Origin of the sequence: Cellulomonas humilata (genome assembly GCF_013359775.1) — a bacterium.
GTDB classification, from domain to species: Bacteria; Actinomycetota; Actinomycetes; order Actinomycetales; family Cellulomonadaceae; genus Cellulomonas; species Cellulomonas humilata.
Map to the genome: position 1 here is coordinate 68911 of NZ_JABMCI010000067.1, position 25288 is coordinate 94198.

Below are 25288 nucleotides of genomic sequence, written 5' to 3' on the forward strand. Positions count from 1 at the left end.
TATACCGTGTCAAGTGTACTTGACACGGACGGAGAGGGGTCGGATCGTGCACGCACCGCAGGACACCAGCACCTATCGGGCCGAGATCAGGGCGACCGGAGGTCTCGCTGCCTGGACGCTCGCCTGGGTGGGAACCCTTGCCCTGGCCCGCTTCGGCCCCGAGCTCTGGGGAGACGGGCGACCGGCGGCGACGTGGGCAGCGGTGGTCGTGAACCTGGTCGTCGGGGTGCTCTGGATCGTCGCCTACACCCGCTTCCTGCGAGCTGTCGACGAGCTGCAGCGCAAGATCCAGCTCGACGCGCTGGCGGTCACGCTCGGAGCGGGGTGGATCGCCGGGTTCGGCTACGTCGTCGCGGACGCGGCCGGACTGGTGCAGGCCGAGATCAACGTCGCGGCGCTCCCCGTGCTCATGAGCGTCGTCTTCCTGGTCGCCGTCGCGGTCGGGCAGATCAGGTACCGATGAAGAACCGCATCGCGGAGCTCCGGTCCGACCGCGCCTGGACGCAGGCCGACGTCGCGCAGCGCCTGGGCGTCTCCCGGCAGACGATCAACGCGATCGAGACCGGGAAGTTCCATCCGAGCCTCCCGGTGGCGTTCCGCCTCGCCCGGCTGTTCGAGCTGACGGTCGACGAGCTGTTCTCCGACGAGCACTGAGTGCCGTCGTCCGCAGGGTGACCCTCCCGCGGGATGCGCTGAGCGCAGTCATACACTCGCGAGCATGACCGTGACGTCGGACAACGCTCCCAGCTCAGTGGCCGGTTCCCCCGGCGAAGGCATCGACATCAAGCCCCGCTCGCGCACCGTCACCGACGGTCTGGAGGCCACCGCGTCGCGCGGCATGCTCCGCGCCGTCGGCCTCGGCGACGACGACTTCGCGAAGCCGCAGATCGGCGTCGCCAGCTCGTGGAACGAGATCACGCCCTGCAACCTCTCGCTCCAGCGGCTGGCCCAGGCGGCCAAGTCCGGGGTGCACGCGGCGGGCGGCTACCCCCTCGAGTTCGGCACCATCTCGGTGTCCGACGGCATCTCCATGGGCCACGAAGGCATGCACTTCTCGCTGGTGAGCCGCGACATCATCGCCGACTCCGTCGAGACCGTCATGCAGGCCGAGCGCCTCGACGGCTCCGTGCTGCTGGCCGGCTGCGACAAGTCCCTGCCGGGCATGCTCATGGCGGCCGCCCGCCTCGACCTGGCCAGCGTCTTCCTGTACGCCGGGTCGATCGCTCCGGGCTGGGTCAAGCTCGAGGACGGCACCGAGAAGGACGTCACGATCATCGACGCGTTCGAGGCCGTCGGCGCCTGCGCCCGCGGGCTGATGAGCCGCGAGGACGTCGACCGCATCGAGCGCGCGATCTGTCCGGGTGAGGGCGCGTGCGGCGGCATGTACACCGCCAACACCATGGCGTCGGTGGCCGAGGCGATCGGCATGTCGATCCCCGGGTCCGCGGCCCCGCCGTCGGCCGACCGCCGGCGCGACGCGTTCGCGCACAAGTCCGGCGAGGCCGTCGTCGAGCTGCTGCGCAGGGGCATCACCGCGCGCCAGATCATGACCAAGGAGGCGTTCGAGAACGCCATCGCCGTGGTCATGGCCTTCGGCGGCTCCACCAACGCGGTCCTGCACCTGCTGGCCATCGCGCACGAGGCCGAGGTGGACCTCACGCTCGCCGACTTCTCCCGCGTCGCCGCCAAGGTGCCGCACCTGGGCGACCTCAAGCCGTTCGGCCGCTACGTCATGAACGACATCGACCGCATCGGCGGCGTCCCCGTCGTGATGAAGGCGCTGCTCGACGCGGGCCTGCTGCACGGCGACTGCCTCACGGTGACGGGCAAGACCATCGCGGAGAACCTGGCGGACGTGAACCCGCCGGACCCCGACGGCAAGATCCTGCGGGCCATGAACAACCCGATCCACAAGACCGGCGGCATCACGATCCTGCACGGCTCGCTGGCGCCCGACGGCGCCGTGGTGAAGTCGGCCGGCTTCGACTCCGACGTCTTCGAGGGCACCGCCCGCGTGTTCGAGCGCGAGCGCGCCGCCATGGACGCCCTGGAGAACGGCACGATCGTGGCCGGCGACGTCGTCGTCATCCGCTACGAGGGCCCCAAGGGCGGTCCGGGCATGCGCGAGATGCTCGCCATCACCGGCGCGATCAAGGGTGCCGGCCTGGGCAAGGACGTCCTGCTGCTCACCGACGGCCGTTTCTCCGGCGGCACCACCGGCCTGTGCGTCGGCCACGTGGCCCCCGAGGCCGTCGACGGCGGACCGATCGCGTTCATCAAGGACGGCGACCGGATCCGGCTGGACGTGGCCAACGAGACGCTCGACGTGCTGGTCAGCGACGAGGAGCTCGAGGGCCGCAAGGATGGCTGGGCGCCGCTGCCGCCCACGTACACGCGCGGGGTGCTGGCCAAGTACGCGAAGCTGGTCCAGTCGGCGTCGAAGGGCGCCGTGCTCATCTGAGTGCACGCAGCGACGGGCCCGCTCCTCTCGGGGAGCGGGCCTGTCGTCACGTCGGCCTACTTGATCGACCCCCGGGTGACCCCGGAGATGACCCAGCGCTGGCTGAAGATGTAGACCACCAGCAGGGGTGCCATGGCCATGAGGTAGGACGCGAACGCCACCGTGTAGTCGGTGTTGAACTGCCCCTGGAACACGTACTGCGCGAGCGACAGCGTCCGCGCCCCGGGGTCGGTGAGCACCACCAGCGGCATGATGAAGTCGTTCCACGCCCAGACGCACGTGAGGATGCCGACCGTCGCGTTCATCGGTGTCAGCAGCGGGAAGATGATCTGCCGGAACACCCGCCACGTCGACGCACCGTCGACCCGCGCCGCCTCCTCGAGCTCGATCGGGATCGAGCGGATGTAGGCGGTGTAGATGAAGATGTTCAGCGACAACCCGTAGATCGTGTAGAGCACGATCATCCCCGCCTGGTTGTCCAGGCCCAGGAGCGAGGTCTGCTTCACCAGCGGCAGCATGATGATCGGGAACGGGATGAACAGGGCCGCCAGCAGGTAGAAGAACACGCCCTTGAAGAACGGGCGGTGGATGTTCCGCGCGATGCCGTAGGCGACGACCGAGCTGGTCAGCAGCGTGAAGACGACCGACCCCACGGTGATGATCGCCGTGTTCATCAGTGCCTGCGAGAAGTTGGTCCGCTCCCACGCCTCCGGGAAGTTCTCCCAGCGGATCGGGTTCGGCCACTCGAAGCCGGTGCCGGTCGTGAGCTGGTCGGGGGTCTTGAGCGCGACGACCACGGCCAGGTAGAGCGGGACGAGGATCGTCAGCGAGCACACCGCGATCAGTGCGGTCACCCACCAGTTGATCTTGCGGGTGTCGTCGTCCGCGACGTTCTTGGTGCGGCGCCGACGGGGCCCGGGCAGGACGGGCTCGGCCTGGCCGAGCACGGTTCCGGCGGTGGTCATCAGAAGTCCGCCTCTCTGCGCTGAAGAACTCGGAACTGGAAGAGCGAGACGATGGTGATGACGATGAAGAAGATCACCGCGTTCGCGGTCTGGTAGGCGAACTCCCCGCCGGAGAACCCGCCGCGGAAGATGAGCAGCGTCACGGACTCCGTGGCGGTGCCCGGGCCACCGTTGGTCAGGGCGACGATCGGGTCGAAGACCTGCAGGAAGTTCTTGAGGCTCAGCACGACGTTGATCGTGAAGAAGGCGCTGATCAGCGGGAAGGTGATCGCGGAGAACTGCCTCCACGGCTTCGCACCGTCCAGGGACGCGGCCTCGTAGAGCTCGCGGGGGATCGTCTGCAGCCCGGACAGGTAGATGATGATCGCGAAGGCGCAGGACTGCCAGACGGCCAGGGCGACGATCGCGGTCCACGCCCAGGTCTCGTTGGTCAGGATGTTGTTCGCGAACAGCGGGATGCTCGCCAGGATCTTGGGCAGCGAGTTCGAGAAGAAGAACTGGAACACGTAGCCGATGACCAGGATCGCCAGCACGTAGGGCACGAAGTACACGCCCCGCCAGAAGTTGCGGGCCATGATCTTGGAGTTGAGACCCATCGCGATGGACAGCGAGATCAAGTTGGTCAGCACGGTCGCGGCGATCGCGAACAGGAACGAGAACCCGTACGCCTGCAGGACGCGGTCGTCCTTGAACAGGTTGACGTAGTTGGACAGGCCGACGAAGTTCCAGGCGCCGTACCCGGCGTAGTTCGTCAGGCTGAAGAAGATGCCGACGAGCACCGGGACGGTGTGGAACAGGAAGAACGCGATGACCGCGGGCCAGACCATCCAGTAGAACGTGGACTGCGCGCGGTCCTTCGCGAGGCGCCGCGCCGGGGGTGTGTCGGCACCGCCGGCGCCGCGTGCCGCGGGCAGGGCTTGCGTGGAGGACGTCATCGTCATTCTCCCGTCACGGGGATGGTGCGAGCGGCGACCTTGCTCCACTCGCTGTCGAGGGTGGCGAGCGCGGCCTCGGCGTCGCCGCTGAACAGGAACTGCTGGTCGATCGCCGCGAGCGGGATGCTCGGCGGGATCTGGTGGTCGATGAAGCCCGCGATGCGGCCCTCGTCGAAGTACGGGGCGACCGACTGGATCGCCGGCTCGTCACTGAGCTCCGCGCCTTCGACGGACGGGATCATGTTCTGCGAGGCGGCGAACTCCTCGATCACGTCCTTCTCGAACAGGTACTCGATGAAGCGCTTCGCCTCGGCCTGGCGCGGCGAGTCCTTCGGCATCGTCACGACGACGTCGACACCCGAGACCAGCACGCGGTCGGCGGGGTCGTCGGTGGCCGGGTACGGGAAGATCCCCGCCCGGATGTCCGGGTTGATGCCCTTGATCGGGCTCAGCGCCCAGATGCCCTGCAGGAGCATGGCGACCTCGCCGGCGGCGAACGCGGCGTTGCCGTCGTCGTAGGTCTTGCCGCGGTAGCCCTCCTGCATGTACCCGAACAGCTGGTACTGCTGGTCCATCGCCTCGGCGAAGTTCTTCTGGAACGACACCTCCGAGTCCGGACCCGTCTCCTCGCCCTGCTCGCGCATCTGGTCAAAGAAGTCGTCGCCGGCGGGGTAGGCGCCGAGCGCGTTGAAGGAGGGCAGCCCCGTCCACGAGTCGGCGAGGGTCCCGTAGAACGGGGTGATGCCGGCGCTCTGGAGCGCGTCGCAGACGGCGACCAGCTCGTCCCAGGTCTCCGGGACCTCGAGGCCCTGCTCCTCGAAGATGTCCTGGTTGTAGATGACCCCGTTGGCGTTGTTGACGTAGCCCAGGCCGCTGACCTCGTCGCCGTACGTGCCGAGGTCCGCGATGATCTCCTGCACCGCCGGGTTGATGGTGTCCAGCACCGGCTCGTCGGAGAAGTCGTAGAACACCCCGGCCTGGACGAGGCGGCCGAAGTTCCCGCTCGCGTTCAGGGCGATGACGTCCGGCGCCTTGTCCTTCACCAGGAGGGTCCGGATGGCCGTGTCGCCGTCGGCGACCTGGTTCTGCACCACGCGGATGTCAGGGTTCTCCGCCTCGAAGTCGGCGATGATCTGGGTGAAGTCCTCGAGCGCCTCACCCTTGAACTGGAAGAAGCTCAGGGTGGTCACGCCGTCGGACGGTTCGTTCGCACAGCCGCCGACTGCGGCCAGCAGAGCGACGAGGGCCGCCGCTGCTGCGGTTCGACCGTGTCGCTTCTCTCGGTATCTCATCGTGCGCCTCCTTGCGCGTGTGGTCGTGCTCAGCTCTGGGCGACGAGCTCGATGACGGTGGATCTCTGGGGGTACTGGACCGGCGGCCGGAGGCCGACGGCGTCGAGCTCGCGCCCCGTGAGGGTGATGTCGTGCGTCTGCCAGGCGAGCTCGGACTGGCCGGCGGTCCCGGTGGGGCCGCCGACGACGCTGACGCGGTACCGCCGGCCGGGGTCGAGCCCGGGGATCCGGACCCTGCCCGGCGGGTAGGCGACGGTGGTGTCGGTCTGCGTGAGGGTGAACACCGCCGACGTGCCGTCGTGCGCGACCACACCGCGGACGTCGATGCCCGGCTCGGTGTCGTCGACGGAGATCGTGCGGCCGGTGGCCACCAGCGGGCGGATGCGCTTGGCGTACTCCACCCACGCCGCGATCCGGGAGCGGGTCGGCTCGTCGGTCGCCGTGAGGTCCCACTCGATCCCGACGTGCCCGAAGAGCGCGACCGCGGCGCTGAGGTCGAGGTCCACGGTCCTGCCGGTCGAGTGGACCACGGGGCTGGTCAGGTGCATGCCCATCATCTCCGGCGGGACCACCAGGCCCGTGTACCGCTGGTTGACCAGGCGGTCGAGCGGGTCGAGGGTGTCGCTGGTCCAGATCCGGTCGGTGCGCGCCAGGATGCCGAGGTCGACACGCGCACCCCCGGAGGCGCAGCTCTCGATCTCCAGGCCGGGATGGGCCGCCTTGAGCTCGTCCAGCAGCCGGTAGAGGGCCAGCGTGTGCTCGCGGACCCGGGCGACGCCCTGCGGACCGCTCCCGGCGTCGAGCAGGTCGCGGTTGTGGTCCCACTTCAGGTAGGCGATGGGGTACTCGTCGAGCAGGGCGTGGAGCCGGCCGGCGATGTACGCGTAGGCGTCGTCGTGCGCGAGGTCGAGCACCTGCTGCTGACGCGCGGACGGCGGCAGCGTCGTCCGCGCGCGCAGGATCCAGTCGGGGTGCGCACGGGCGAGGTCGCTGTCCGGGTTGACCATCTCGGGCTCCACCCAGAGGCCGAACTCCATGCCGCGGCGCACGACGTGGTCCACCAGGGGGTGCAGCCCGTCGGGCCACACGGTCGCGTCCACGTACCAGTCGCCCAGGCCCGAGGTGTCGTCGCGACGCCCGAGGAACCACCCGTCGTCGAGGACGAACCGCTCGACCCCGACCGACGCGGCGGCGTCCGCCAGCGCGGTCAGCCGGTCGAGGGAGTGGTCGAAGTAGACCGCCTCCCACGTGTTGAGCGTGATCGGGCGCGGCCGGACGGGATGGGCCGGACGGCGGCGCCACTCGTCGTGGAAGCGGTGGGCGAGCTCGCTCAGCCCGTCGCCCCACGACCCGATCACGTCGGGCGACGTGAGCGAGGCACCCGGCGCGAGGATGACCTCCCCGGGCGCGAAGAGCTCTCCCCCCGCGAGGACGGCCTCCCCGGCCGCGGACCGTTCCGCGAGCAGGCGGTGGTTCCCGCTCCACGCGACGTGCACGGCGTGCACGCGCCCGCGCTCGAAGCCGAAGCCCGGGCGGCCTGCGGCGAGGACGAGGGTGGCGTCCGCACCCGGTCGGCCGCGGCGGCTCTCGCGCAGGTGCGTCCCGTACGTGAAGGGGCGCCGCTGGGGAGTGCGTTCCTTCAGGTGCCGACCCGTGGTGTCGAGGATCTCGGTCGCGTCCCACGGCACGGGGAACGCGAGGTGGAGCGACTGCACCGTGTAGGGGGAGTCGCCCGTGTTGCGCAGCGTGATCCGCTGGTGCAGGAGCCCGCTCGGGCCCACCCGCAACTCGAGCACCGCACTCAGGTCGGCCTCCCGGTCGACCAGGGAGAGCCGGACTTGGTGATCGTCGGCCCGGATGTCCTCGAGCTCCAGGCGGACGCTGAACGCGGCTCCGTCGCGGTGGCCCTCCAGGCCGGGCGTGCCGAGCCAGCCGGCCGCCTGCGAGGTGACGAGCGTGGCGCGAGCCGGCTCGTCGAGTCCGCCGGAGACCCGCTGCGGGAGGGCCGCCACGGCCAGGCCGTGCAGCGTCTGCTCGCTCGAGTCGGCCAGCTCCTCGCCCCAGTGCACGATCGCCGGGTGGGGGGCGACGTCGAGGTCGATCACGACGCTGGTGCCGCCGCGGTGCAGGTGCAGGACGCGTCGGGCAGTGGTGTCCGCAGTCACCTCGTCGTGAGAGAGCATGTATTAGTTCTAACACGGAAGAAACAACCGGGACAAGTTCTGATTCCGGTACATTTCGGGCCAGGTGGGTCGGTTTTCGTGTCATGATGGAACCAATGAACGGGTTGAGCGGATGCTGAGCGAGAGCGAGCGCGCTCTCGCTCGCGCCGTGCTCATCCACGGGCCGATCTCCCGCAGCGAGCTCACCAGTCGCCTGGGCCTGTCGCCGCCGAGCCTCACACGCCTGGTCAAGCCGTTCCTCGACCGCGGGCTGTTCGTCGAGCTGGACGACCGGACCGACGGGTCGATCGGCCGACCCGTGCGCCCGCTCGACGTCCGGCCGGGACTGGCCAGCTTCGCGGGCGTCAAGGTGGCGGGCGAGTCGCTCTACGTCGTCGCGACGGACGTCCGCGCCGGACTGCTCGCCTACCAGGAGCACGCGCTCGGTCGCCGCGACCCGGACGGCGTCGCCGACGAGATCGCAGCGGCCGTGCGCGGTCTCGGCGTCGACCAGATCGCCGGCGTCGGGGTGTCGCTCGGCGGGGCCGTGAGGGACGGTCGCGTCGAGTTCGCCCCGTTCCTCGACTGGACGGACGTGCCGTTCGCCCAGCTCGTCGAGGACCGGCTGGGCATCCCCGTGTCGCTCGAGAACGACCTCGTGGCGCTCGCCGAGGCCGAGCGCTGGTTCGGGCTCGGCCGCGGGATCCCCGGGTTCGCCGTGATCACCATCGGCGCCGGCGTCGGGTACGCGCTGGTCGTGAACGGGCAGGTCGTGCACTCCCGCGAGGCCGGTGTCGGCCTCGGCGGCCACATCCCCCTGAGCACCACCGGCCCGGTCTGCCACGTGGGCCATCGCGGGTGCGCCGAGGCGATGCTGGCCTCGGGATCGATCGCCGCCCAGGTGTCGGCCGCGCTCCAGCGTCCGCTCGACTACGACGACGTGCTCCGCCTGGCGGCGCAGGGCGATCCCGCGGCGACGACCGTCGTCGACGAGGCTGCGGCCGCCCTCGGACGGTTCGTCGCGCTCGCGGTCAACCTCACCCTCCAGCCGGCGGTCGTCCTCGCAGGCGAGGGCATCGGGCTCTTCGCCCTCGCGGAGGATCGGGTGCGGGCCGCCATCGCCGCCGACCGCGACCCGCGCGCCGAGCCGGTCGGGCTCTACGTCGACGAGTCCGGCTTCTCGGCGTGGGCCCGAGGGGCGGCGACGATCGCGATCCAGGACGCCGTCGACCGCATCCGTCTCGACGAGCGCGCGCCGGTGCTGCTCTCCGCCGATGCAGGAGCGATCACATGAGCTGGACCCCCGAGGACGCCCCGTGGTGGACCCGAGCCGTCGTGTACCAGGTGTACCCGCGCTCGTTCGCGGACTCCGACGGAGACGGGATCGGTGACCTGCGAGGCATCCTCGGGCGCCTCGACCACCTGGCGGAGCTGGGGGTGGACGTGGTCTGGCTGTCGCCCATCTACGCCTCCCCGCAGGACGACAACGGCTACGACATCAGCGACTACCAGGCCGTCGACCCGATGTTCGGCACCCTCGAGGACCTCGAGGAGCTGATCGCGGCGCTGCACGACCGGGGCATGAAGCTGGTCATGGACCTCGTCGTCAACCACACGTCCGACGAGCATCCGTGGTTCGTCGAGTCCCGGGACCCGGACAGCCCGAAGCGGGACTGGTACTGGTGGCGGCCGCCCCGCGCGGGCATGGCAGCGGGCGCTCCCGGCGCCGAGCCCACCAACTGGCGGTCCTTCTTCGAGGGACCCGCGTGGGAGCTCGACGAGCGCTCGGGCGAGTACTACCTGCACCTGTTCAGCCGCAAGCAGCCGGACCTCAACTGGGAGAACCCTGCCGTCCGGGACGCGGTCTACTCGATGATGCGCTGGTGGCTGGACCGAGGGGTCGACGGCTTCCGCATGGACGTCATCAACCTCATCTCCAAGGACATCGCCCTGCCGGACGGCGTGGTCACCGACGGCCTGCTCGCCGACGGCTCGGCGTCCTACGTCTGCGGTCCGCGCATCCACGAGTTCCTCGCGGAGATGCACAAGGCCGTGTTCGCCGGTCGCCCCGAGCGGCTGCTGACCGTGGGGGAGATGCCCGGCGTCACCGTCGAGCAGGCGCGCGACTTCACCGACCCGGCGCGGGAGGAGGTCGACATGGTGTTCCAGTTCGAGCACGTCGGCCTCGACCACGGACCGGGCGGGAAGTTCGACGTCCGCCCGCTGCGGCTGCGGGACCTCAAGGCGTCGTTCGGGCGCTGGCAGACCGCGCTGGCCGACGTCGGCTGGAACAGCCTGTACTGGGACAACCACGACCAGCCGCGGATCGTGTCCCGCTTCGGCGACGACGGGCGGTACCGGCGCGAGTCGGCCACCATGCTCGCCACCGTGCTGCACCTGCACCGCGGCACGCCGTACGTCTACCAGGGCGAGGAGCTCGGGATGACGAACGCGCACTTCACGCGGTTCGACCAGTACCGGGACATCGAGACGCTCAACCACGTGGCGGTCGCGAAGACCGTCGGCACGGGGTCCGACGAGGACCTGCTGGCCGGCATCGCGGCGACGGGTCGGGACAACGCCCGCACTCCGATGCAGTGGGACGGCTCCCCGAACGCGGGCTTCACGACGGGCACCCCGTGGATCTCGGTCAACGAGAACTACCCGACGGTCAACGCCGAGGCGGAGCGCGCGGACCCCGGCTCGGTCTTCCACTACTACCGGGCGCTCATCGCCCTGCGGCACGACGACCCGGTCGTGGCCCTCGGCGACTTCACCATGCTGCTCCCGGACCACGAGCACGTGTACGCGTTCACCCGCCGGCTCGGCGGCGTCACGCTCACCGTCCTGGGCAACTTCTCGGGCGAGGTGCAGGAGACTGGGCTCGAGCTGGGCGAGCTGGTACTGGGCAACTACCCGGACCCGGCGGGGTCGGCCCTGCGGCCGTGGGAGGCGCGGGTCCACAGGTCCTGACCGTCGGGTCTGCCACCGTGCCGACCCGGGGGCTGGCGGGACAGACCGGGGTGTTCCGGGCTCGTTAGCGTCCCGAGCATGACGATCGCGACGGCCCCGCCCCACCCGCTGCCCGTCCGGACGCGCCGCCGGTGGGCGGGGTGGACGGCGGTGCTCCTGACCTCGCTGGCGATCGCCGCGTACTCCGTGACGCCGTACCTGACCTCGTCGCTGCGGGCGCTCACGGACGACGGGTTCGGGCTCGCGTCCGCCTACCTCGACCAGCCCGCGGCCGTGCGTGCTGCCTTCTACGTCCACGTCGTCGGCGCAGGGCTGGCGCTCCTGCTGGGCCCGTGGCAGTTCTGGGCGGGCCTGCGCCGGCGGCTCCCGCGCGTGCACCGGTGGACGGGCCGCACGTACCTGACGGCGGTCGGTGTGGGCGGCGTGGCCTCGCTGGTGATGGCGCCGTTCAACAGCGTGGGCTTCGTCGGGTTCTTCGGGTTCGGCACGCTCGGCGTCCTGTGGCTCTGGACCGGCTGGCGCGGCTACCGGGCGATCCGCTCCGGCGACGTTCGGGCGCACCAGGCCTGGATGATCCGGAACTTCGCCCTGACGTTCGCCGCGGTGACCCTGCGCGCGTGGACGGGCTTGCTGCTCGGGGTCCAGCTGCCATTCGTCGACGGCGACCAGGGCGTCGAGGCGGCCTTCGCCAACGCGTACGCCGCGGTCCCGTTCCTGTGCTGGCTCCCGAACCTCGTCATCGCCGAGCTGATGGTCCGGCGCCGAGGGCTGCCGGCGCTGCGGATCACCGACGGTGGCTACGCTCGCACGGAGGTCGTCGAGAGGTAGGAGCAGGCGTGGGCACCGTGCACGAGAGCATCGACGGTCGGCTGCGGGCGTTCGTCGAGGCGCAGCCGATGTTCTTCGTCGCGACGGCGCCGAGCGGCCCGGACGGGCACGTCAACCTGTCACCCAAGGGCATCGCCGGCTCGTTCGTGGTCCTCGACGAGCACACGGTGGCGTACCTCGACCTCACAGCGAGCGGCGCCGAGACGATCGCGCACCTGCGGGACAACGGCCGGATCACGCTCATGTTCTGCGCGTTCGAGGGGCCGCCCAACCTCGTCCGCCTCTACGGTCGCGGCCGGTTCGTCACGCTCTACGACGAGGGCTTCGACGAGCTCGCGGCCCTGTTCCCCGAGACGCGCGGCGCCCGAGCCGTGATCGTCGTCGAGGTGGACCGGGTGTCGGACTCGTGCGGCTACGGCGTCCCGCGGATGGCGCTGGAGGGGGAGCGGGACCTGCTGCCGCAGCACATGGAGCGCAAGGGGACCGACGGCCAGGCCGCGTACCGACGCCTGAAGAACCGGACCAGCATCGACGGCCTGCCGGCGTTCGACATGGATCCCGAACCGTCCACGGCGTCCACTGGATGATCTCGTGAACCACGATGTGAGATGGCCGGGGGGCGACGTGACACATCGGAAACCTGGGCGTAGTGTCCACAGCGTGCAGACGATCCTTCTCGTAGTACTTCCTGAGCGCGCCGGCTAGAGGCCTCCCGCACAGGCCCCGTCAGCGCGCTCGCCCCTCGTCCAGCCCGTACGTGGCTCGAGGGGCTTTTTCGTGCTCAGGCAGTACCCCACGCAGTACCCGACGCACGACCCACGCAGCACCACTCAGGGAGACATCGATGGTCCAGGGCCCTCACCCGGCGCCGCCGCGAACATCCGCACCCGGCGCACCGTCCGCGCCGCGAGTCCCTGCCCCGACGACGGTCGAGCAGGTCACCGGCGCGCAGTCGATCGTCCGCTCGCTCGAGGAGGCCGGCGTCGAGGTCGTCTTCGGCATCCCCGGCGGCGCGATCCTCCCGACGTACGACCCGCTGATGGACTCCACCAAGGTCCGCCACATCCTGGTCCGGCACGAGCAGGGCGGTGGCCACGCGGCCGCCGGCTACGCCGCCGCGACCGGTCGGGTCGGCGTCTGCATGGCGACCTCAGGCCCGGGCGCGACGAACCTCGTGACCCCCATCGCCGACGCGCACATGGACTCGGTGCCGCTGGTCGCGATCACCGGCCAGGTGTCCGCGTCGATGATCGGCACGGACGCGTTCCAGGAGGCGGACATCGTCGGCATCACGCTGCCGGTGACCAAGCACAACTACCTGGTGACCGATCCCGACGACATCCCGCGCGTCATCGCCGAGGCGTTCCACATCGCCTCGACGGGGCGCCCGGGTCCCGTGCTGGTGGACATCGCCAAGTCGGCGATGGTCTCCCGCACCACGTTCTCGTGGCCACAGGAGCTCGACCTGCCGGGCTACCACCCGGTGACCAAGCCGCACGCCAAGCAGATCCGCGAGGCCGCCCGGCTCATCGCCACGTCCCGCCGGCCCGTGTTCTACGTCGGCGGCGGCGTCATCCGGGCTCGCGCGTCGGCGGAGCTGAAGGCGCTGACCGAGGCGTCCGGCGCCCCCGTCGTGACCACCCTCATGGCCCGCGGCGCGCTGCCCGACTCGCACCCGCAGAACCTCGGCATGCCTGGCATGCACGGCACGGTCGCCGCCGTCGCCGCCCTGCAGAAGGCCGACCTCGTCGTCGCCCTGGGCGCCCGGTTCGACGACCGCGTGACGGGCCTGCTGTCCAGCTTCGCGCCCAACGCGACGATCGTGCACGCGGACATCGACCCGGCCGAGATCGGCAAGAACCGCACGGTCGACGTGCCGATCGTCGGGGACCTCAAGGAGGTCATGGCGGACCTGCTGCCCGAGCTCGCCCGCGAGCACACGCAGCACGGCAAGCCGGACCTCGAGGGGTGGTGGCGCCAGCTGGACGACTGGCGCGCGACGTTCCCGCTGGGGTTCGACGAGCCCGCGGACGGCCACCTGGCCCCGCAGTACGTCATCCAGCGGATCGGCGAGCTGTCCGGGCCGGAGTCGATCTTCGCGGCGGGCGTCGGCCAGCACCAGATGTGGGCCGCGCAGTTCATCAAGTACCAGCGGCCCAACTCCTGGCTGAACTCCGGGGGCCTGGGCACCATGGGCTACGCGGTGCCGGCGGCGATGGGCGCCAAGGTCGGCGACCCGTCGCGGACCGTGTGGGCCATCGACGGCGACGGCTGCTTCCAGATGACCAACCAGGAGCTGGCCACCTGCACGATCAACGAGATCCCGATCAAGGTCGCGATCATCAACAACTCGTCGCTCGGCATGGTGCGGCAGTGGCAGACCCTGTTCTACGAGTCCCGCTACTCCAACACCGACCTCAACACCGGGCACGGCACGGTGCGGATCCCCGACTTCGTGAAGATGGCCGACGCCTACGGCTGTGCGGGACTGCGCTGCGAGACCGTCGGTGACGTCGATGCGACCATCAAGCGAGCCCTCGAGATCAACGACCAGCCGGTCGTCATCGACTTCACCGTGTCGCGCGACGCGATGGTGTGGCCGATGGTCGCCGCCGGCGTCTCCAACGACGACATCCAGTACGCGCGGGGCATCAGCCCGGCGTGGGACCGGGAGGACTGAACCATGTCGCGCCACACACTCTCGGTCCTCGTGGAGAACAAGCCCGGCGTGCTGACGCGCGTCGCCGGCCTGTTCGCGCGGCGGTCGTTCAACATCCACTCGCTCGCGGTCGGTCCCACCGAGCACGACGAGATCTCGCGCATCACGGTCGTCGTCGACGTCGACGCCCTGCCGCTCGAGCAGGTGACCAAGCAGCTGAACAAGCTGATCAACGTCATCAAGATCGTCGAGCTCGAGGACTCCGCGTCCGTGCAACGTGAGCTGCTGCTGGTCAAGGTTCGCGCCGACGCCAGCCAGCGCACCGGGGTCCTCGAGGTCGTCCAGCTGTTCCGGGCGCACGTCGTCGACGTCGTGCCGGACACCGTCGTCATCGAGGCGACCGGCGGACCGGGCAAGCTCGACGCCCTGCTCGCCGCCCTGGAGCCGTTCGGCATCCGGGAGATCGTGCAGTCCGGCACCGTGGCCATCGGCCGCGGGTCCCGCTCGATCACCGACCGCGCCCTGGAGCGCGTCAACCGCTCCGCCTGACCTGTTTTTCGAACGAACCACACACCGAGGAGACCCATCGTGGCCGAGCTGTTCTACGACGACGACGCCGACCTGTCGATCATCCAGTCCAAGAAGGTCGCCGTCATCGGCTACGGCAGCCAGGGGCACGCGCACAGCCTCAACCTGCGCGACTCCGGCGTCGACGTGACCGTCGGCCTGCGTGAGGGCTCGGCGTCCCGCGCCAAGGCCGAGAACCAGGGCCTCACGGTCGCCTCGGTGGCCGACGCGGTCCGCGAGGCCGACGTCGTCGTGATCCTGGCGCCCGACCAGGTGCAGCGGATCGTGTACCGCGACGAGATCGAGCCCAACCTGAAGGACGGCGCCGCGCTCGTCTTCGGCCACGGCTTCAACATCCGCTTCGGCTACATCAAGCCGGCCGCGCAGCACGACGTGCTCATGGTCGCCCCCAAGGGCCCGGGTCACCTGGTACGCCGCGAGTACGTCGACGGGCGCGGTGTGCCGGTCATCGTCGCGGTCGAGCAGGACGCGTCCGGCTCCGCCTGGGACCTCGCCCTGTCCTACGCCAAGGCGATCGGTGGCCTGCGCGCCGCCGGCATCAAGACGAGCTTCACCGAGGAGACCGAGACCGACCTGTTCGGTGAGCAGGCCGTCCTGTGCGGCGGCGTCTCGCAGCTCATCCAGTACGGCTTCGAGACGCTGACCGAGGCCGGCTACCAGCCCGAGGTCGCGTACTTCGAGGTCCTGCACGAGCTCAAGCTGATCGTCGACCTCATCTTCGAGGGCGGCATCACCAAGCAGCGCTGGTCCGTGTCCGACACGGCCGAGTACGGCGACTACGTCTCCGGTCCGCGCGTCATCACGCCGGACGTGAAGGAGAACATGAAGGCGGTCCTCGCCGACATCCAGAACGGCGCCTTCGCCGAGCGGTTCATCAACGACCAGGACGCCGGCGCACCGGAGTTCAAGGAGCTGCGCGAGAAGGGCCAGAACCACCCGATCGAGCCCGTCGGCCGCGAGCTGCGCAAGCTGTTCGCCTGGGTCAAGCCTGCCGAGTCCGACTACGTCGAGGGCTCGGCGGCGCGCTGACGGAGGTACGGGCCGCCCGAAGGGTGGCACGTGCCGGAGGCAGCGCAGAGCCGAGCGCGACCATGAGCGCTGAGGGTTCTGCAGCGCGCTGATCCCTGCTCCACCGAGCGGCACCCCGGCTCCGGCCGGGGTGCCGTTCTGCGTGGTCGTGCCGGTCACCTGCGGGTACGCAAGGATGGGCGGACGACCGACGGAGGGGACGACGATGACCGACCAGCAGGTGGAGCCGCCCGAGGGTGTCGAGGGCGCCGTCGAGGACGAGCGGATCGCGGCGTTCTGGCAGGCGGCCCGGGGACACGTCGGGTTCGGCAAGCTGGACGCGATCGTCGGCGGGACTCCCGAGGACGTCGTGCCGCCGCCGTCGTGGTCGTACGGCGACGACGCCGAGGCCGAGGACCTGCTGGCCCGGGTGCTCGACGGTCGCAAGACGGCCACCGCGCTGGCGGTCGCGGAGCTGGAGCAGGTGGGCCTCGAGCTGCCGCGCGTCGGAGACCTCTCGATCGTCGTCGACGGCGAGGGAACCCCGCGGGCGCTGCTGCGCACGACGGAGGTCGAGGTCGTCCCGTTCGACCAGGTGGGCGCGGAGCACGCCGCGGCGGAGGCCGAGGACGACGGGACGCTGGAGTCGTGGCGGACCCAGCACGAGGAGTCGTGGCGGCGGGTGCTGGGCGAGGCCTTCTCCCCGTCGCTGGACGTCATGCTCGAGCGGTTCGAGCTGATCTACCCGACGAGCGGTCCGACGCCCGCGGTCGACTGAGCGTCGCGTTCCGTCAGATGAGACACCCGTCCCGAGCGGTGGGACGGGGTCTACGCTCGATCCATGGTCGACACCGCTGCTGCCCGGGACATCCGCCTCGCCGTCGTCGCTGGTGACGGCATCGGCACGGAGGTCGTCGAGCAGGGCCTGCTGGCGCTCGACACCGCGCTGCACGGCAGCGGGGTCACCGTCACGACGACGGACTTCGACCTCGGCGCCCGCCGCTACCACGCGACCGGCGAGACCCTCACGGACACCGACCTCGAGGCCATCCGCGCGCACGACGCGATCCTGCTGGGCGCCATCGGTGACCCGAGCGTGCCGTCCGGCGTGCTGGAGCGGGGGCTGCTGCTCAAGCTGCGCTTCGCGCTGGACCACTACGTCAACCTGCGGCCCAGCCGGCTGTACCCGGGCGTCGCCTCGCCGCTGGCCCACCCGGGCGAGATCGACTTCGTCGTCGTCCGCGAGGGCACGGAGGGCCCGTACGTCGGCAACGGCGGCGCCATCCGCGTGGGCACCCCGCACGAGGTGGCCAACGAGGTCAGCGTGAACACCGCGTTCGGCGTCGAGCGCGTGGTCCGCGACGCGTTCGCCCGGGCCGCGGCGCGCCCGCGCAAGAAGCTCACGCTCGTGCACAAGCACAACGTGCTCGTGCACGCCGGCCACCTGTGGCGCCGCACGGTCGAGGCCGTGAACGCCGAGTTCCCCGGCGTGACGGTCGACTACCTGCACGTGGACGCGGCGACCATCTTCCTGGTCACCAACCCGGCGCGGTTCGACGTCATCGTCACCGACAACCTGTTCGGCGACATCCTCACGGACCTCGCCGCGGCCATCACCGGCGGCATCGGGCTGGCGGCGTCGGCCAACATCAACCCGGACCGCACGACGCCCAGCATGTTCGAGCCCGTGCACGGCTCCGCGCCGGACATCGCGGGCCAGGGCAAGGCGGACCCCACGGCCACCGTGCTGTCGGTCGCCCTGCTCCTCGAGCACCTCGGTCTGCCGGAGGCCGCGGCGCGTGTCGAGAAGGCGGTCGCCGACGACATCGCCGACCGCGGGACGGACCGAGTACGGTCGACGGCCGAGGTGGGCAAGGACCTCGCCGCGCGCATCGCCGGCTAGTCCGTACGCAGGCTCCACGCCTTCGTCTGTCACCCGGCCGTCCTCACCGGTACCGTCAAACCTGACTCTGGTGAAAGGCCCCCGCACATGAGCACCACGACCAACCCCACGTTCACCCCGTCGGCTGTCGACACGTTCGACGTCACGCGGACCGACACCCCCGTCCCTGCGGAGCAGCGCGAGGCAGCGCTCGCGTCGCCGAAGTTCGGCACCGTCTTCACCGACCACATGGCCCGCATCTCGTACTCGAACGAGGACGGCTGGACCCGTCGTCGCGTCGAGAAGTACGGCCCCCTGCTGCTGGACCCGGCCACGGCCGTCCTGCACTACGGGCAGGAGATCTTCGAGGGCATGAAGGCGTACCGGCACGCCGACGGGTCGGTGTGGACGTTCCGGCCGCGCGACAACGCGGCCCGGTTCGCGCGCTCGGCCCGACGCCTCGCTCTGCCCGAGCTGTCCGAGGCGGACTTCCTCGGCGCCATCGAGGCGCTCGTGGCCACCGACGTGGTCTGGGTGCCGTCCGGCGAGGAGACGAGCCTGTACCTGCGCCCGTTCATGTACGCCTCCGAGACGTTCCTCGGGGTGCGGCCCTCGCTCGAGGCCGAGTTCCTGGTCATCGCCTCACCCGTCGGGCCGTACTTCGCGGGGGGCGTGCGACCGGTGTCGATCTGGGTGGACCAGAAGTTCCACCGCGCCGGCGCGGGCGGGACCGGCGACGCCAAGTGCGGCGGCAACTACGCCGCGAGCCTCCTGCCGCAGCAGCTGGCCTACGCCAAGGGCTTCGAGCAGGTGTGCTTCCTCGATGCGTCGACCAACACCCAGCTCGAGGAGCTCGGCGGCATGAACGTGTTCGTCGTGCAGGCCGACGGCAGCGTGGCGACGCCGCCGATCTCGGGCTCGATCCTCGAGGGCGTCACGCGCTCGTCGATCCTGCGGCTGCTCACCGATGCGGGGCACGAGGTCTCCGAGCGTCAGATCCCGCTCACGGAGCTGCGCGAGGGCCTGGCCGACGGGTCGGTGCGCGAGGTCTTCGCGTGCGGCACGGCAGCCGTGATGACTCCCATCGGCCGCATGGCCAGCGACGACTTCGACCTCACCGTCGGCGACGGGGAGGCAGGACCGGTTACCACGCGGATCCGCGCGGAGCTCACGGACATCCAATACGGCCGCGCCACTGACCGGCACGGCTGGCTGCACCGCCTGGTCTGATGACTCTCGCGGCAGACGTCGACCGGATCGCGGCCGAGAGCGACTTCGCGGGAGTGGTGCGGGTGGACCGCGCCGGGTCCACGGAGCTCTCGGCGGCGTACGGCCTGGCGGACCGGCGGCACGGCATCCCCCTGACGCCCGACTCCCAGGTGGCGATCGCGAGCGGGTCGAAGGGGATGACCGCGCTCGCGGTGATGAGCCTGGTCGAGGACGGCACCCTCTCGCTGGGGACGACCGCGCGCTCGCTGCTGGGCTCCGACCTCCCACTCATCGCCGACGACGTCACCGTGGAGCACCTGCTCGCGCACACGTCGGGCATCGGCGACTACCTCGACGAGGACGACGACGTCCCGATCAGCGCGTACGCGATGACGGTCCCCGTGCAGCACCTGGCCACCACCGAGCAGTTCCTGGCGGTCCTGGACGGGTTCCCGACCGCGTTCCGGGCGGGGGAGAAGTTCTTCTACTGCAACGGCGGCTTCGTGGTGCTCGCCCTGCTGGCGGAGCGGGCGTCCGGGGTGCCGTTCCACGACCTGGTGCGGCAGCGCGTCTGCGCGCCGGCCGGCCTGGTGGACACCGACTTCCTGCGCTCGGACGCGCTGCCCGGCCGCGCGGCGCTCGGGTACGTCGAGATGGACGGCGAGTGGCGGACCAACGTGTTCCACCTCCCGGTGCTCGGCACCGGTGACGGCGGGATCTACACCACCGGAGCCGACGTGCACCGGTTCTGGACAGCGCTGTTCGCCGGCGCGATCGTCCGCCCGGAGACCGTGGCCCAGATGGTGCGACCGCGCAGCACGGCACCGTACGACGACCGGCGGTACGGGCTCGGGTTCTGGGTGCACCCGACGCGTGACGTCGTCCAGCTCGAGGGATACGACGCCGGGGTGTCGTTCCTGAGCAACCACGACCCCGCCGAGGGGCTCACGGTGACCGTCGTCGGCACCACCGCCGAGGCGGCGTGGCCCCTGGCGAAGGCGCTCCAGGCGCAGCTGATCGACTGACCGGCGTCAGTCGACGAGCGTGCCGGGGCGGAACGTCCGACCCAGCACGCCGAGCAGCAGCGACCAGATCGCGATGCCGATCAGGGCGTTGATCACGCCCGAGGAGATCGCGGACTCCGTCACGTCGGTCCAGGTCAGCGGCAGCAGGGCGGCGGTCAGCGTGGCGAGGAACATGATCCAGCCGAAGAACGCCCGGGGCTTCGGCGTGGTGAGCGCGAGCAGGTGGAGCAGCCCGCCGGCGACCAGGGAGGCGAGCACGCCGCCGACGACGAACGCCGCACCGGTCGAGCCCGTCCCGAGCGGGTCCTGCACCACGAGGTCGATCTGGAGGATCCGGTCGACGACCACCACGCCGACGACGCCGATGAGGGCGGCGACCAGCGCCGTCGCGGCCACACCGGCCCAGTAGCGGCCGGCGTCGACCGACGGCCCCGCCGGGACCGGTGCGACGGGGGCCGCCGGCGCGGGTGCCTGCGGCTGGATCGCGGCGGGGAAGACGATCGTCGGGTCCGGCGGGGGCGGAGGCGGAGGCGGGGGTGCGGGCGACGGGGACGGCGTCTGGTGCGGGAAGGCGGACTGGCGCTCCGGCGGGGGAGTAGGCACCGACATGTGTCCTCCTCGGGATCGGTGCCGTCGCGGCACCCTGTCACCGTAGCGAGAGGACGGGGCGAGCGGACCCGGCGCTGGACAACCTGTCCAAGGGGTGGAACGCGTGACCCCCGGACGTGACGTGTGCCACGATGCAGGGGTGACCCGCTCCTCCCTCATTATCGAGTAGCGCGTCGGCCCACCAGCTGACGCGCAGACCTCCCGTACCCCGGGGGGTCTTTTTGTTGGTCGGGGCACCACCACCGCCCCGGCTACCGTCGACTGCACCGGCACACCCCCGCCGGCGGATCGTTCTCAGCAGTAGTGACGTTGCCCGTCCCAGCACCGAAGAGAGCCCATCGTGTCCGTCCCCGCCAGCACCCCGTTCCAGGTCTACGACACGACCCTGCGCGACGGCGCCCAGCAGGAGGGGATGAACCTCTCCGTCTCCGACAAGCTGGCCATCGCGCCGCTGCTCGACGAGCTCGGGGTCGGGTTCATCGAGGGCGGCTGGCCCGGCGCGGTCCCGAAGGACACGGAGTTCTTCAAGCGGGCCGCCAAGGAGCTGGACTTCCGCAACGCCGAGCTGGCGGCGTTCGGCAGCACCCGCAAGGCGGGTACGCGCGCGGTCGACGACCCGCAGGTGCGCGCGCTCGTCGACTCCGAGGCGCCGGTCGTCGCGCTCGTCGCCAAGCACGACCTGCGGCACGTGGAGCGGGCGCTGCGCACCACCGGGGACGAGAACATCGCCATGATCGCGGACACGGTCGCGTTCCTGGTGCGCGAGGGGCGGCGTGTGGTGGTCGACGCCGAGCACTTCTTCGACGGCTACCGGTTCGACCCGGCGTACTCGCGGGCGGCCGTGCTGGCGGGCTTCGAGGCCGGTGCCGAGGTGGTCGCCCTGTGCGACACCAACGGCGGGATGGTGCCCACCTGGGTGGCGGACATCGTGCACGAGATCCGCGGCGCGGTAGGCCCCGACGCCGTGCTGGGCATCCACGCGCACAACGACTCGGGCTGCGCGATCGCCAACACCCTCGCCGCGGTCGAGGCCGGGTGCACGCACGTCCAGGGCACCGTCAACGGGTACGGCGAGCGCACCGGGAACGCCGACCTGCTGTCCGTCGTGGCCAACCTCCAGCTGAAGTACGGCCTGCCGGTGCTCAAGGTCTCCGAGGGTCTCCCCGGGGGCCTGACCGAGCTCACCCGGATCGCGCACGCGATCAGCGAGATCACCAACATCTCCCCGTTCGCCCGCTCGCCCTACGTGGGAGCCAGCGCGTTCGCGCACAAGGCCGGCCTGCACGCGTCGGCCATCCGCGTGGACCCCGACCTCTACCAGCACACCGACCCGGCCAACGTGGGCAACGACATGCGCATGCTCATCTCGGACATGGCCGGCCGCGCCTCGATCGAGCTCAAGGGCCGCGAGCTCGGGTTCGACCTGGCGGGGCGTCCCGAGCTGCTCGGGCGCGTCACCGACCGGGTCAAGGACGCCGAGGCCAACGGCTACACCTACGAGGCGGCGGACGCCTCGTTCGAGCTGCTGCTGCTCGAGGAGATCGACGGCCAGCGCCCCCAGTTCTTCCGCGTCGAGTCGTGGCGGACCATCGTCGAGCGGTCGGGCGGGCGCGGCACGCCGGCCACCGCGGAGGCCACGGTCAAGCTGCACGCCGGCGGTGAGCGGATCGTCAGCACCGGGGAGGGCAACGGGCCGGTGAACGCGCTCGACCACGCGCTGCGGCAGGCACTGGTCACCGTGTACCCGGAGCTCGAGTCGTTCGAGCTCATCGACTTCAAGGTGCGCATCCTCGACTCGATGCACGGCACCGACGCCATCACGCGCGTCCTCATCGAGATGACCGACGGCCAGCGGTCGTGGAGCACGGTCGGCGTCGGCCCCAACCTGCTGGAGGCGTCGTGGGAAGCACTCACGGACTCCGCCATCTGGGGTCTGCGGCACCGCGGCGTGACGCCGCTGTGAACTTCATCCCTGCGCGTTCGAGCCGGGCAGCCTAGCCTCGGGGGACCGGCCGCTGCAGCGCGGCCGCCGACGTGCGGAGGGAGCGGTCGTGTCCGGCAGCGTGCCGCCGCCCGACCCTGGGCCCCCACCGGGTCGGTCGCGGATCGGCTGGTGGTGGCTCCTCGTCGCCGTGCTCGCGATCGCACTGATCACGGCGCTGGTGGCGCAGCCGTGGGCGCCCGTCGAGACGGAGCCGTCGCTCACCCCGAGCATCACCGTCACGACCCCCGAGCCGACCGTGCCGCCCGGCACGCCGTCGCCCTCGGCCGAGGTCCCCGGCGCGGACGCGGTCTTCGACCCGACCACCGGCCTCACCCTGTTCGTCGACGCCGCCGACCTGGTGGCGCAGATCCCTGCGGCCGACCCCGAGGTGCAGCCACGGATCACCTCGGGCCAGCTGCCGTGGGGCCTGCCGCTCGGATCGACCATCGAGCCGCCGGAGTGCCTCGTGGCTGCCACCGTCGTCGCGGTGCCACCCCCGTGGTACGACACGCTGATGTGGGGCAACGGCGCCCTGGCGTTCCAGCAGGAGGTCGTCCTGCTGACCGACCCGGCGGCGGCGCGCGAGGCGTTCCGCACCCTGGTCACCACCGTCGACGCGTGCCCGGAGTACAGCCAGGTGAACCCGGACATCGACGGGGCCACGTGGACGGCCGAACCCGCGATCGAGGGGCAGGGCGTCTTCCCCTCGATCGTGCAGGAGGTCACGCACTCCGCCGAGGGGTCCGAGGTGCCCGGCTACCGGGGACACCTGCTGGTGGGGAACACGATCGTCACGTGGACGGCCGAGGCCCTGACGGCCGGTGACCGGCAGGCGGCGCTGGCGACCCTGGGCGACCCGGCCGACCTGGCGGCGATGGTCCAGGGGCAGGCGCAGTCGGCGGTCCGGTCCCTCGGCTGACCACGCCACCTACGCTGGGCCCGTGCATGGTGAGTACAAGGTGCCCGGCGGCAAGCTCGTCGCGGTCGACCTCGACGTGGTGGACGGGCTGCTCAGCGGCGTCAGCGTGAGCGGCGACTTCTTCCTCGAGCCCGACGAGGCGCTGGCGGTGGTGTCGTCGTCGCTGGACGGGCTGCCGCGGGACTCGCCGGTGAGCCGGTTGGCGGACGCGGTGACCAGCGCCCTGGCCCGCGAGGACCAGCCGGTGCACATGGTCGGGTTCGACGCCCACGCGGTCGCCGTGGCCGTGCGGCGGGCGCTCGGCTTCTCCACCGCCTGGGCCGACCACACGTTCGAGCTGATCCACCCCGGTCCGCTGCCCCCGGCCCTGCACGCCGCGCTCGACCAGGTGCTCACCGAGGAGCTCGGCGCCGGCCGTCGCGGTCCCACGCTGCGGTTCTGGGAGTGGGTGGAGCCGGCCGTGATCATCGGGTCGTTCCAGTCGCTGCGCAACGAGGTGGACCTCGAGGCCGCCGACCGGTACGGGATCACGGTGGTGCGCCGGATCTCCGGCGGCGGCGCGATGTTCATGGAGGCCGGCAACTGCATCACGTTCTCGCTGGTGGTGCCGGCGTCGCTGGTGGACGGGATGACCTTCGAGGACTCCTACGCGTTCCTCAACCAGTGGGTGCTCGGCGCGCTCGCGGACGTCGGCGTGCAGGCGTTCACCAGCGGCCTGAACGACATCGCGTCCCCGGCGGGCAAGCTGGCGGGCTCGGCGCAGAAGCGGATGGTCGGCGGTGCGGTGCTGCACCACGTGACCATGTCCTACGACATCGACGCCGACAAGATGCTCGAGGTGCTCCGGATCGGCCGAGAGAAGCTGTCGGACAAGGGCACGACGAGCGCGAACAAGCGGGTGGACCCGGTGCGCTCGCAGACGCAGATGCCGCGCGAGGAGGTCATCTCCGCGTTCGCCGCGCACTTCCGCAGCCGCTACCCGACGGTGGACGGCGTGCTCCGGCCCGAGGAGCTGGAGCGGGCCACCGAGCTGATGCGCACCAAGTTCACCGATCCTGCTTGGACCGCACGGGTGCTCTGAATCAGCGGCCGCGGAGCACGACGAAGGCCACGGCGGCGACACCGATGACGACGACCCCCGCCGCGCTGGCTGCGACGAGCCGTCCGCCCGGAGGCAGCGCTCCGTCGGCGACGTGACGACGGTGCGAGACGACGGTCAGGGCGACGGCGATGATCACGCCGGTGGCCGCCAGGCTCCAGGCGGCGGCGCCCAGGAACTCCTGGAGCAGGTGAGCGGCAGCCACGCCGCCGCCGGCGAGGCCGATCGCGGTACGGCGCCAGGCCAGGTGCGTGCGCTCGGCGGCCAGGGTCGGGACGTCGCCGGCTGTGCTCACGCGGCGATCAGCCCGACGAGCACGAGGCCGCCCGCGACGCACACGCCGACCACCAGCAGACCGAAGGCGGACGGTGCGGGCAGCGCGGAGCTCTGCCGGATGGCGCGCTCGCCGCGGGCCCAGCTGATCCACGCGAGCACCGGGGCGAGCACGCCGATGGTGACGAGCACGAGCGCGGCGGCGAACCGCAGGTCGGGCTGCACCGGCAGATTGAGGGCCTCCAGAGCCACGCCGCCCGCCAGCAGAGCCAGCGAGGTGCGGATCCAGGCGAGGAACGTGCGCTCGTTGGCCAGCGAGAAGCGCGCGTCGGGGTCGGTCCCGGTGCCGTAGACCCACCGGGGGAACCGTCGCTCGTCGCTCATGGGCCCATCCTCGCGCGCGGACGTGTATCAGGT

24 protein-coding genes are annotated in these 25288 nt (G+C 71.0%); 17 read left to right on the top strand and 7 right to left on the bottom strand.

All coding sequences use genetic code 11. The features are described 5' to 3' along the window. Positions 1 to 46: 46 nt before the first annotated feature. The 3 genes from HP550_RS13945 (at position 47) to ilvD (ending at position 2461) form a co-directional block, all read left to right on the top strand. Complete coding sequence (locus tag HP550_RS13945) at positions 47 to 463, top strand: hypothetical protein (RefSeq protein WP_175348285.1); 417 nt, start codon at positions 47 to 49, stop codon at positions 461 to 463. Further along, positions 460 to 654: a helix-turn-helix transcriptional regulator gene (locus HP550_RS13950; RefSeq protein ID WP_175348286.1), complete on the top strand. Its 195-nt coding sequence runs from the start codon at positions 460 to 462 to the stop codon at positions 652 to 654. Before HP550_RS13945 ends, HP550_RS13950 begins: the two co-directional genes overlap by 4 nt. Positions 655 to 718: 64 nt before the next feature. Further along, the gene (gene ilvD, locus HP550_RS13955) at positions 719 to 2461 is read left to right on the top strand and encodes a dihydroxy-acid dehydratase (protein WP_175348287.1); all 1743 of its coding nucleotides are present in this window, start codon (positions 719 to 721) and stop codon (positions 2459 to 2461) included. A 56-nt stretch (positions 2462 to 2517) separates the two neighbouring features. Here the strand turns inward: ilvD and HP550_RS13960 are convergent, their stop codons facing one another. The 4 genes from HP550_RS13960 to HP550_RS13975 form a co-directional block, all read right to left on the bottom strand. Further along, positions 2518 to 3426 carry a carbohydrate ABC transporter permease gene (locus HP550_RS13960; protein ID WP_246280872.1) on the bottom strand — a complete coding sequence of 303 codons (909 nt, stop codon included), beginning with the start codon at positions 3424 to 3426 and terminating at the stop codon, positions 2518 to 2520. Then, the gene (locus HP550_RS13965; protein ID WP_175348288.1) at positions 3426 to 4361 is read right to left on the bottom strand and encodes a carbohydrate ABC transporter permease; all 936 of its coding nucleotides are present in this window, start codon (positions 4359 to 4361) and stop codon (positions 3426 to 3428) included. The genes HP550_RS13960 and HP550_RS13965 overlap by 1 nt, the downstream gene beginning before the upstream one ends. Positions 4362 to 4363: 2 nt before the next feature. After that, the gene (locus HP550_RS13970) at positions 4364 to 5551 is read right to left on the bottom strand and encodes an ABC transporter substrate-binding protein (protein WP_343048180.1); all 1188 of its coding nucleotides are present in this window, start codon (positions 5549 to 5551) and stop codon (positions 4364 to 4366) included. Between the two features lie 131 nt (positions 5552 to 5682). After that, positions 5683 to 7836: an alpha-galactosidase gene (locus HP550_RS13975; RefSeq protein WP_175348290.1), complete on the bottom strand. Its 2154-nt coding sequence runs from the start codon at positions 7834 to 7836 to the stop codon at positions 5683 to 5685. Positions 7837 to 7948: 112 nt separating this feature from the next. Here HP550_RS13975 and HP550_RS13980 point away from each other — a divergent pair, with 112 nt between their 5' ends. The 11 genes from HP550_RS13980 to HP550_RS14030 all read left to right on the top strand — a co-directional run bounded on the left by HP550_RS13980 (position 7949) and on the right by HP550_RS14030 (position 19987). Then, on the top strand, positions 7949 to 9109 hold the full coding sequence (locus tag HP550_RS13980; protein WP_175348291.1) for an ROK family transcriptional regulator: 1161 nt from the start codon (positions 7949 to 7951) through the stop codon (positions 9107 to 9109). Then, positions 9106 to 10788 carry a glycoside hydrolase family 13 protein gene (locus HP550_RS13985; RefSeq protein ID WP_175348292.1) on the top strand — a complete coding sequence of 561 codons (1683 nt, stop codon included), beginning with the start codon at positions 9106 to 9108 and terminating at the stop codon, positions 10786 to 10788. The genes HP550_RS13980 and HP550_RS13985 overlap by 4 nt, the downstream gene beginning before the upstream one ends. A 78-nt stretch (positions 10789 to 10866) precedes the next feature. After that, positions 10867 to 11616: a DUF2306 domain-containing protein gene (locus tag HP550_RS13990; protein WP_175348293.1), complete on the top strand. Its 750-nt coding sequence runs from the start codon at positions 10867 to 10869 to the stop codon at positions 11614 to 11616. 8 nt (positions 11617 to 11624) lie between these two features. After that, on the top strand, positions 11625 to 12203 hold the full coding sequence (locus tag HP550_RS13995; RefSeq protein WP_175348294.1) for a pyridoxamine 5'-phosphate oxidase family protein: 579 nt from the start codon (positions 11625 to 11627) through the stop codon (positions 12201 to 12203). Positions 12204 to 12460: 257 nt separating this feature from the next. After that, positions 12461 to 14296: an acetolactate synthase large subunit gene (locus tag HP550_RS14000; protein WP_175348295.1), complete on the top strand. Its 1836-nt coding sequence runs from the start codon at positions 12461 to 12463 to the stop codon at positions 14294 to 14296. A 3-nt stretch (positions 14297 to 14299) separates the two neighbouring features. Continuing rightward, positions 14300 to 14824 (top strand): acetolactate synthase small subunit, encoded by a 525-nt coding sequence (gene ilvN, locus HP550_RS14005; RefSeq protein WP_175348296.1) that lies wholly within the window; start codon positions 14300 to 14302, stop codon positions 14822 to 14824. A 39-nt stretch (positions 14825 to 14863) separates the two neighbouring features. Continuing rightward, a complete protein-coding gene (gene ilvC, locus HP550_RS14010; protein ID WP_056096857.1) occupies positions 14864 to 15892 on the top strand; it encodes a ketol-acid reductoisomerase in 1029 nt (342 codons plus the stop codon). A 205-nt stretch (positions 15893 to 16097) separates the two neighbouring features. Beyond that, positions 16098 to 16649 carry an ASCH domain-containing protein gene (locus tag HP550_RS14015; RefSeq protein ID WP_175348297.1) on the top strand — a complete coding sequence of 184 codons (552 nt, stop codon included), beginning with the start codon at positions 16098 to 16100 and terminating at the stop codon, positions 16647 to 16649. Between the two features lie 63 nt (positions 16650 to 16712). Further along, entirely contained in the window at positions 16713 to 17774 is a 1062-nt protein-coding gene (locus HP550_RS14020; protein ID WP_175348298.1) for a 3-isopropylmalate dehydrogenase, read from the top strand. 87 nt (positions 17775 to 17861) lie between these two features. Beyond that, positions 17862 to 18983 carry a branched-chain amino acid aminotransferase gene (locus HP550_RS14025; protein WP_175348299.1) on the top strand — a complete coding sequence of 374 codons (1122 nt, stop codon included), beginning with the start codon at positions 17862 to 17864 and terminating at the stop codon, positions 18981 to 18983. Then, positions 18983 to 19987, top strand: a complete 1005-nt coding sequence (locus HP550_RS14030) for a serine hydrolase domain-containing protein (RefSeq protein WP_175348300.1) — start codon at positions 18983 to 18985, stop codon at positions 19985 to 19987. The genes HP550_RS14025 and HP550_RS14030 overlap by 1 nt, the downstream gene beginning before the upstream one ends. 6 nt (positions 19988 to 19993) lie before the next feature. Here the strand turns inward: HP550_RS14030 and HP550_RS14035 are convergent, their stop codons facing one another. After that, positions 19994 to 20596, bottom strand: coding sequence for a DUF6069 family protein (locus HP550_RS14035; protein WP_246280873.1), 603 nt, complete (start codon positions 20594 to 20596; stop codon positions 19994 to 19996). Between the two features lie 340 nt (positions 20597 to 20936). Here HP550_RS14035 and cimA point away from each other — a divergent pair, with 340 nt between their 5' ends. From cimA to lplAB, 3 genes are all read left to right on the top strand, one after another. Further along, positions 20937 to 22559 carry a citramalate synthase gene (cimA, locus tag HP550_RS14040; RefSeq protein ID WP_175348302.1) on the top strand — a complete coding sequence of 541 codons (1623 nt, stop codon included), beginning with the start codon at positions 20937 to 20939 and terminating at the stop codon, positions 22557 to 22559. 88 nt (positions 22560 to 22647) lie between these two features. After that, a complete protein-coding gene (locus HP550_RS14045; protein ID WP_175348303.1) occupies positions 22648 to 23499 on the top strand; it encodes a sensor domain-containing protein in 852 nt (283 codons plus the stop codon). A gap of 22 nt (positions 23500 to 23521) precedes the next feature. Then, positions 23522 to 24580, top strand: a complete 1059-nt coding sequence (gene lplAB, locus HP550_RS14050) for a lipoate-protein ligase LplAB (RefSeq protein WP_175348304.1) — start codon at positions 23522 to 23524, stop codon at positions 24578 to 24580. A gap of 1 nt (position 24581) precedes the next feature. Here the strand turns inward: lplAB and HP550_RS14055 are convergent, their stop codons facing one another. Both HP550_RS14055 and HP550_RS14060 read right to left on the bottom strand, forming a co-directional pair. After that, positions 24582 to 24893 carry a DUF202 domain-containing protein gene (locus tag HP550_RS14055; RefSeq protein ID WP_175348305.1) on the bottom strand — a complete coding sequence of 104 codons (312 nt, stop codon included), beginning with the start codon at positions 24891 to 24893 and terminating at the stop codon, positions 24582 to 24584. Next, complete coding sequence (locus tag HP550_RS14060) at positions 24890 to 25255, bottom strand: YidH family protein (protein WP_175348306.1); 366 nt, start codon at positions 25253 to 25255, stop codon at positions 24890 to 24892. The genes HP550_RS14055 and HP550_RS14060 overlap by 4 nt, the downstream gene beginning before the upstream one ends. Between the last annotated feature and the right edge of the window lie 33 nt (positions 25256 to 25288).

Bases quoted from the DNA above. Each gene is read 5' to 3' on its own strand.
- HP550_RS14025 (WP_175348299.1), top strand. From the start codon at position 17,862: ATGAGCACCACGACCAACCCCACGTTCACCCCGTCGGCTGTCGACACG.
- HP550_RS13965 (WP_175348288.1), bottom strand. From the start codon at position 4,361: ATGACGTCCTCCACGCAAGCCCTGCCCGCGGCACGCGGCGCCGGCGGT.
- HP550_RS13960 (WP_246280872.1), bottom strand. From the start codon at position 3,426: ATGACCACCGCCGGAACCGTGCTCGGCCAGGCCGAGCCCGTCCTGCCC.
- HP550_RS13985 (WP_175348292.1), top strand. From the start codon at position 9,106: ATGAGCTGGACCCCCGAGGACGCCCCGTGGTGGACCCGAGCCGTCGTG.
- HP550_RS13990 (WP_175348293.1), top strand. From the start codon at position 10,867: ATGACGATCGCGACGGCCCCGCCCCACCCGCTGCCCGTCCGGACGCGC.
- HP550_RS13980 (WP_175348291.1), top strand. From the start codon at position 7,949: ATGCTGAGCGAGAGCGAGCGCGCTCTCGCTCGCGCCGTGCTCATCCAC.
- HP550_RS14020 (WP_175348298.1), top strand. From the start codon at position 16,713: ATGGTCGACACCGCTGCTGCCCGGGACATCCGCCTCGCCGTCGTCGCT.
- HP550_RS14035 (WP_246280873.1), bottom strand. From the start codon at position 20,596: ATGTCGGTGCCTACTCCCCCGCCGGAGCGCCAGTCCGCCTTCCCGCAC.
- ilvN (WP_175348296.1), top strand. From the start codon at position 14,300: ATGTCGCGCCACACACTCTCGGTCCTCGTGGAGAACAAGCCCGGCGTG.
- HP550_RS14000 (WP_175348295.1), top strand. From the start codon at position 12,461: ATGGTCCAGGGCCCTCACCCGGCGCCGCCGCGAACATCCGCACCCGGC.
- ilvD (WP_175348287.1), top strand. From the start codon at position 719: ATGACCGTGACGTCGGACAACGCTCCCAGCTCAGTGGCCGGTTCCCCC.
- HP550_RS13950 (WP_175348286.1), top strand. From the start codon at position 460: ATGAAGAACCGCATCGCGGAGCTCCGGTCCGACCGCGCCTGGACGCAG.
- HP550_RS14030 (WP_175348300.1), top strand. From the start codon at position 18,983: ATGACTCTCGCGGCAGACGTCGACCGGATCGCGGCCGAGAGCGACTTC.
- HP550_RS13975 (WP_175348290.1), bottom strand. From the start codon at position 7,836: ATGCTCTCTCACGACGAGGTGACTGCGGACACCACTGCCCGACGCGTC.
- HP550_RS14015 (WP_175348297.1), top strand. From the start codon at position 16,098: ATGACCGACCAGCAGGTGGAGCCGCCCGAGGGTGTCGAGGGCGCCGTC.
- HP550_RS14060 (WP_175348306.1), bottom strand. From the start codon at position 25,255: ATGAGCGACGAGCGACGGTTCCCCCGGTGGGTCTACGGCACCGGGACC.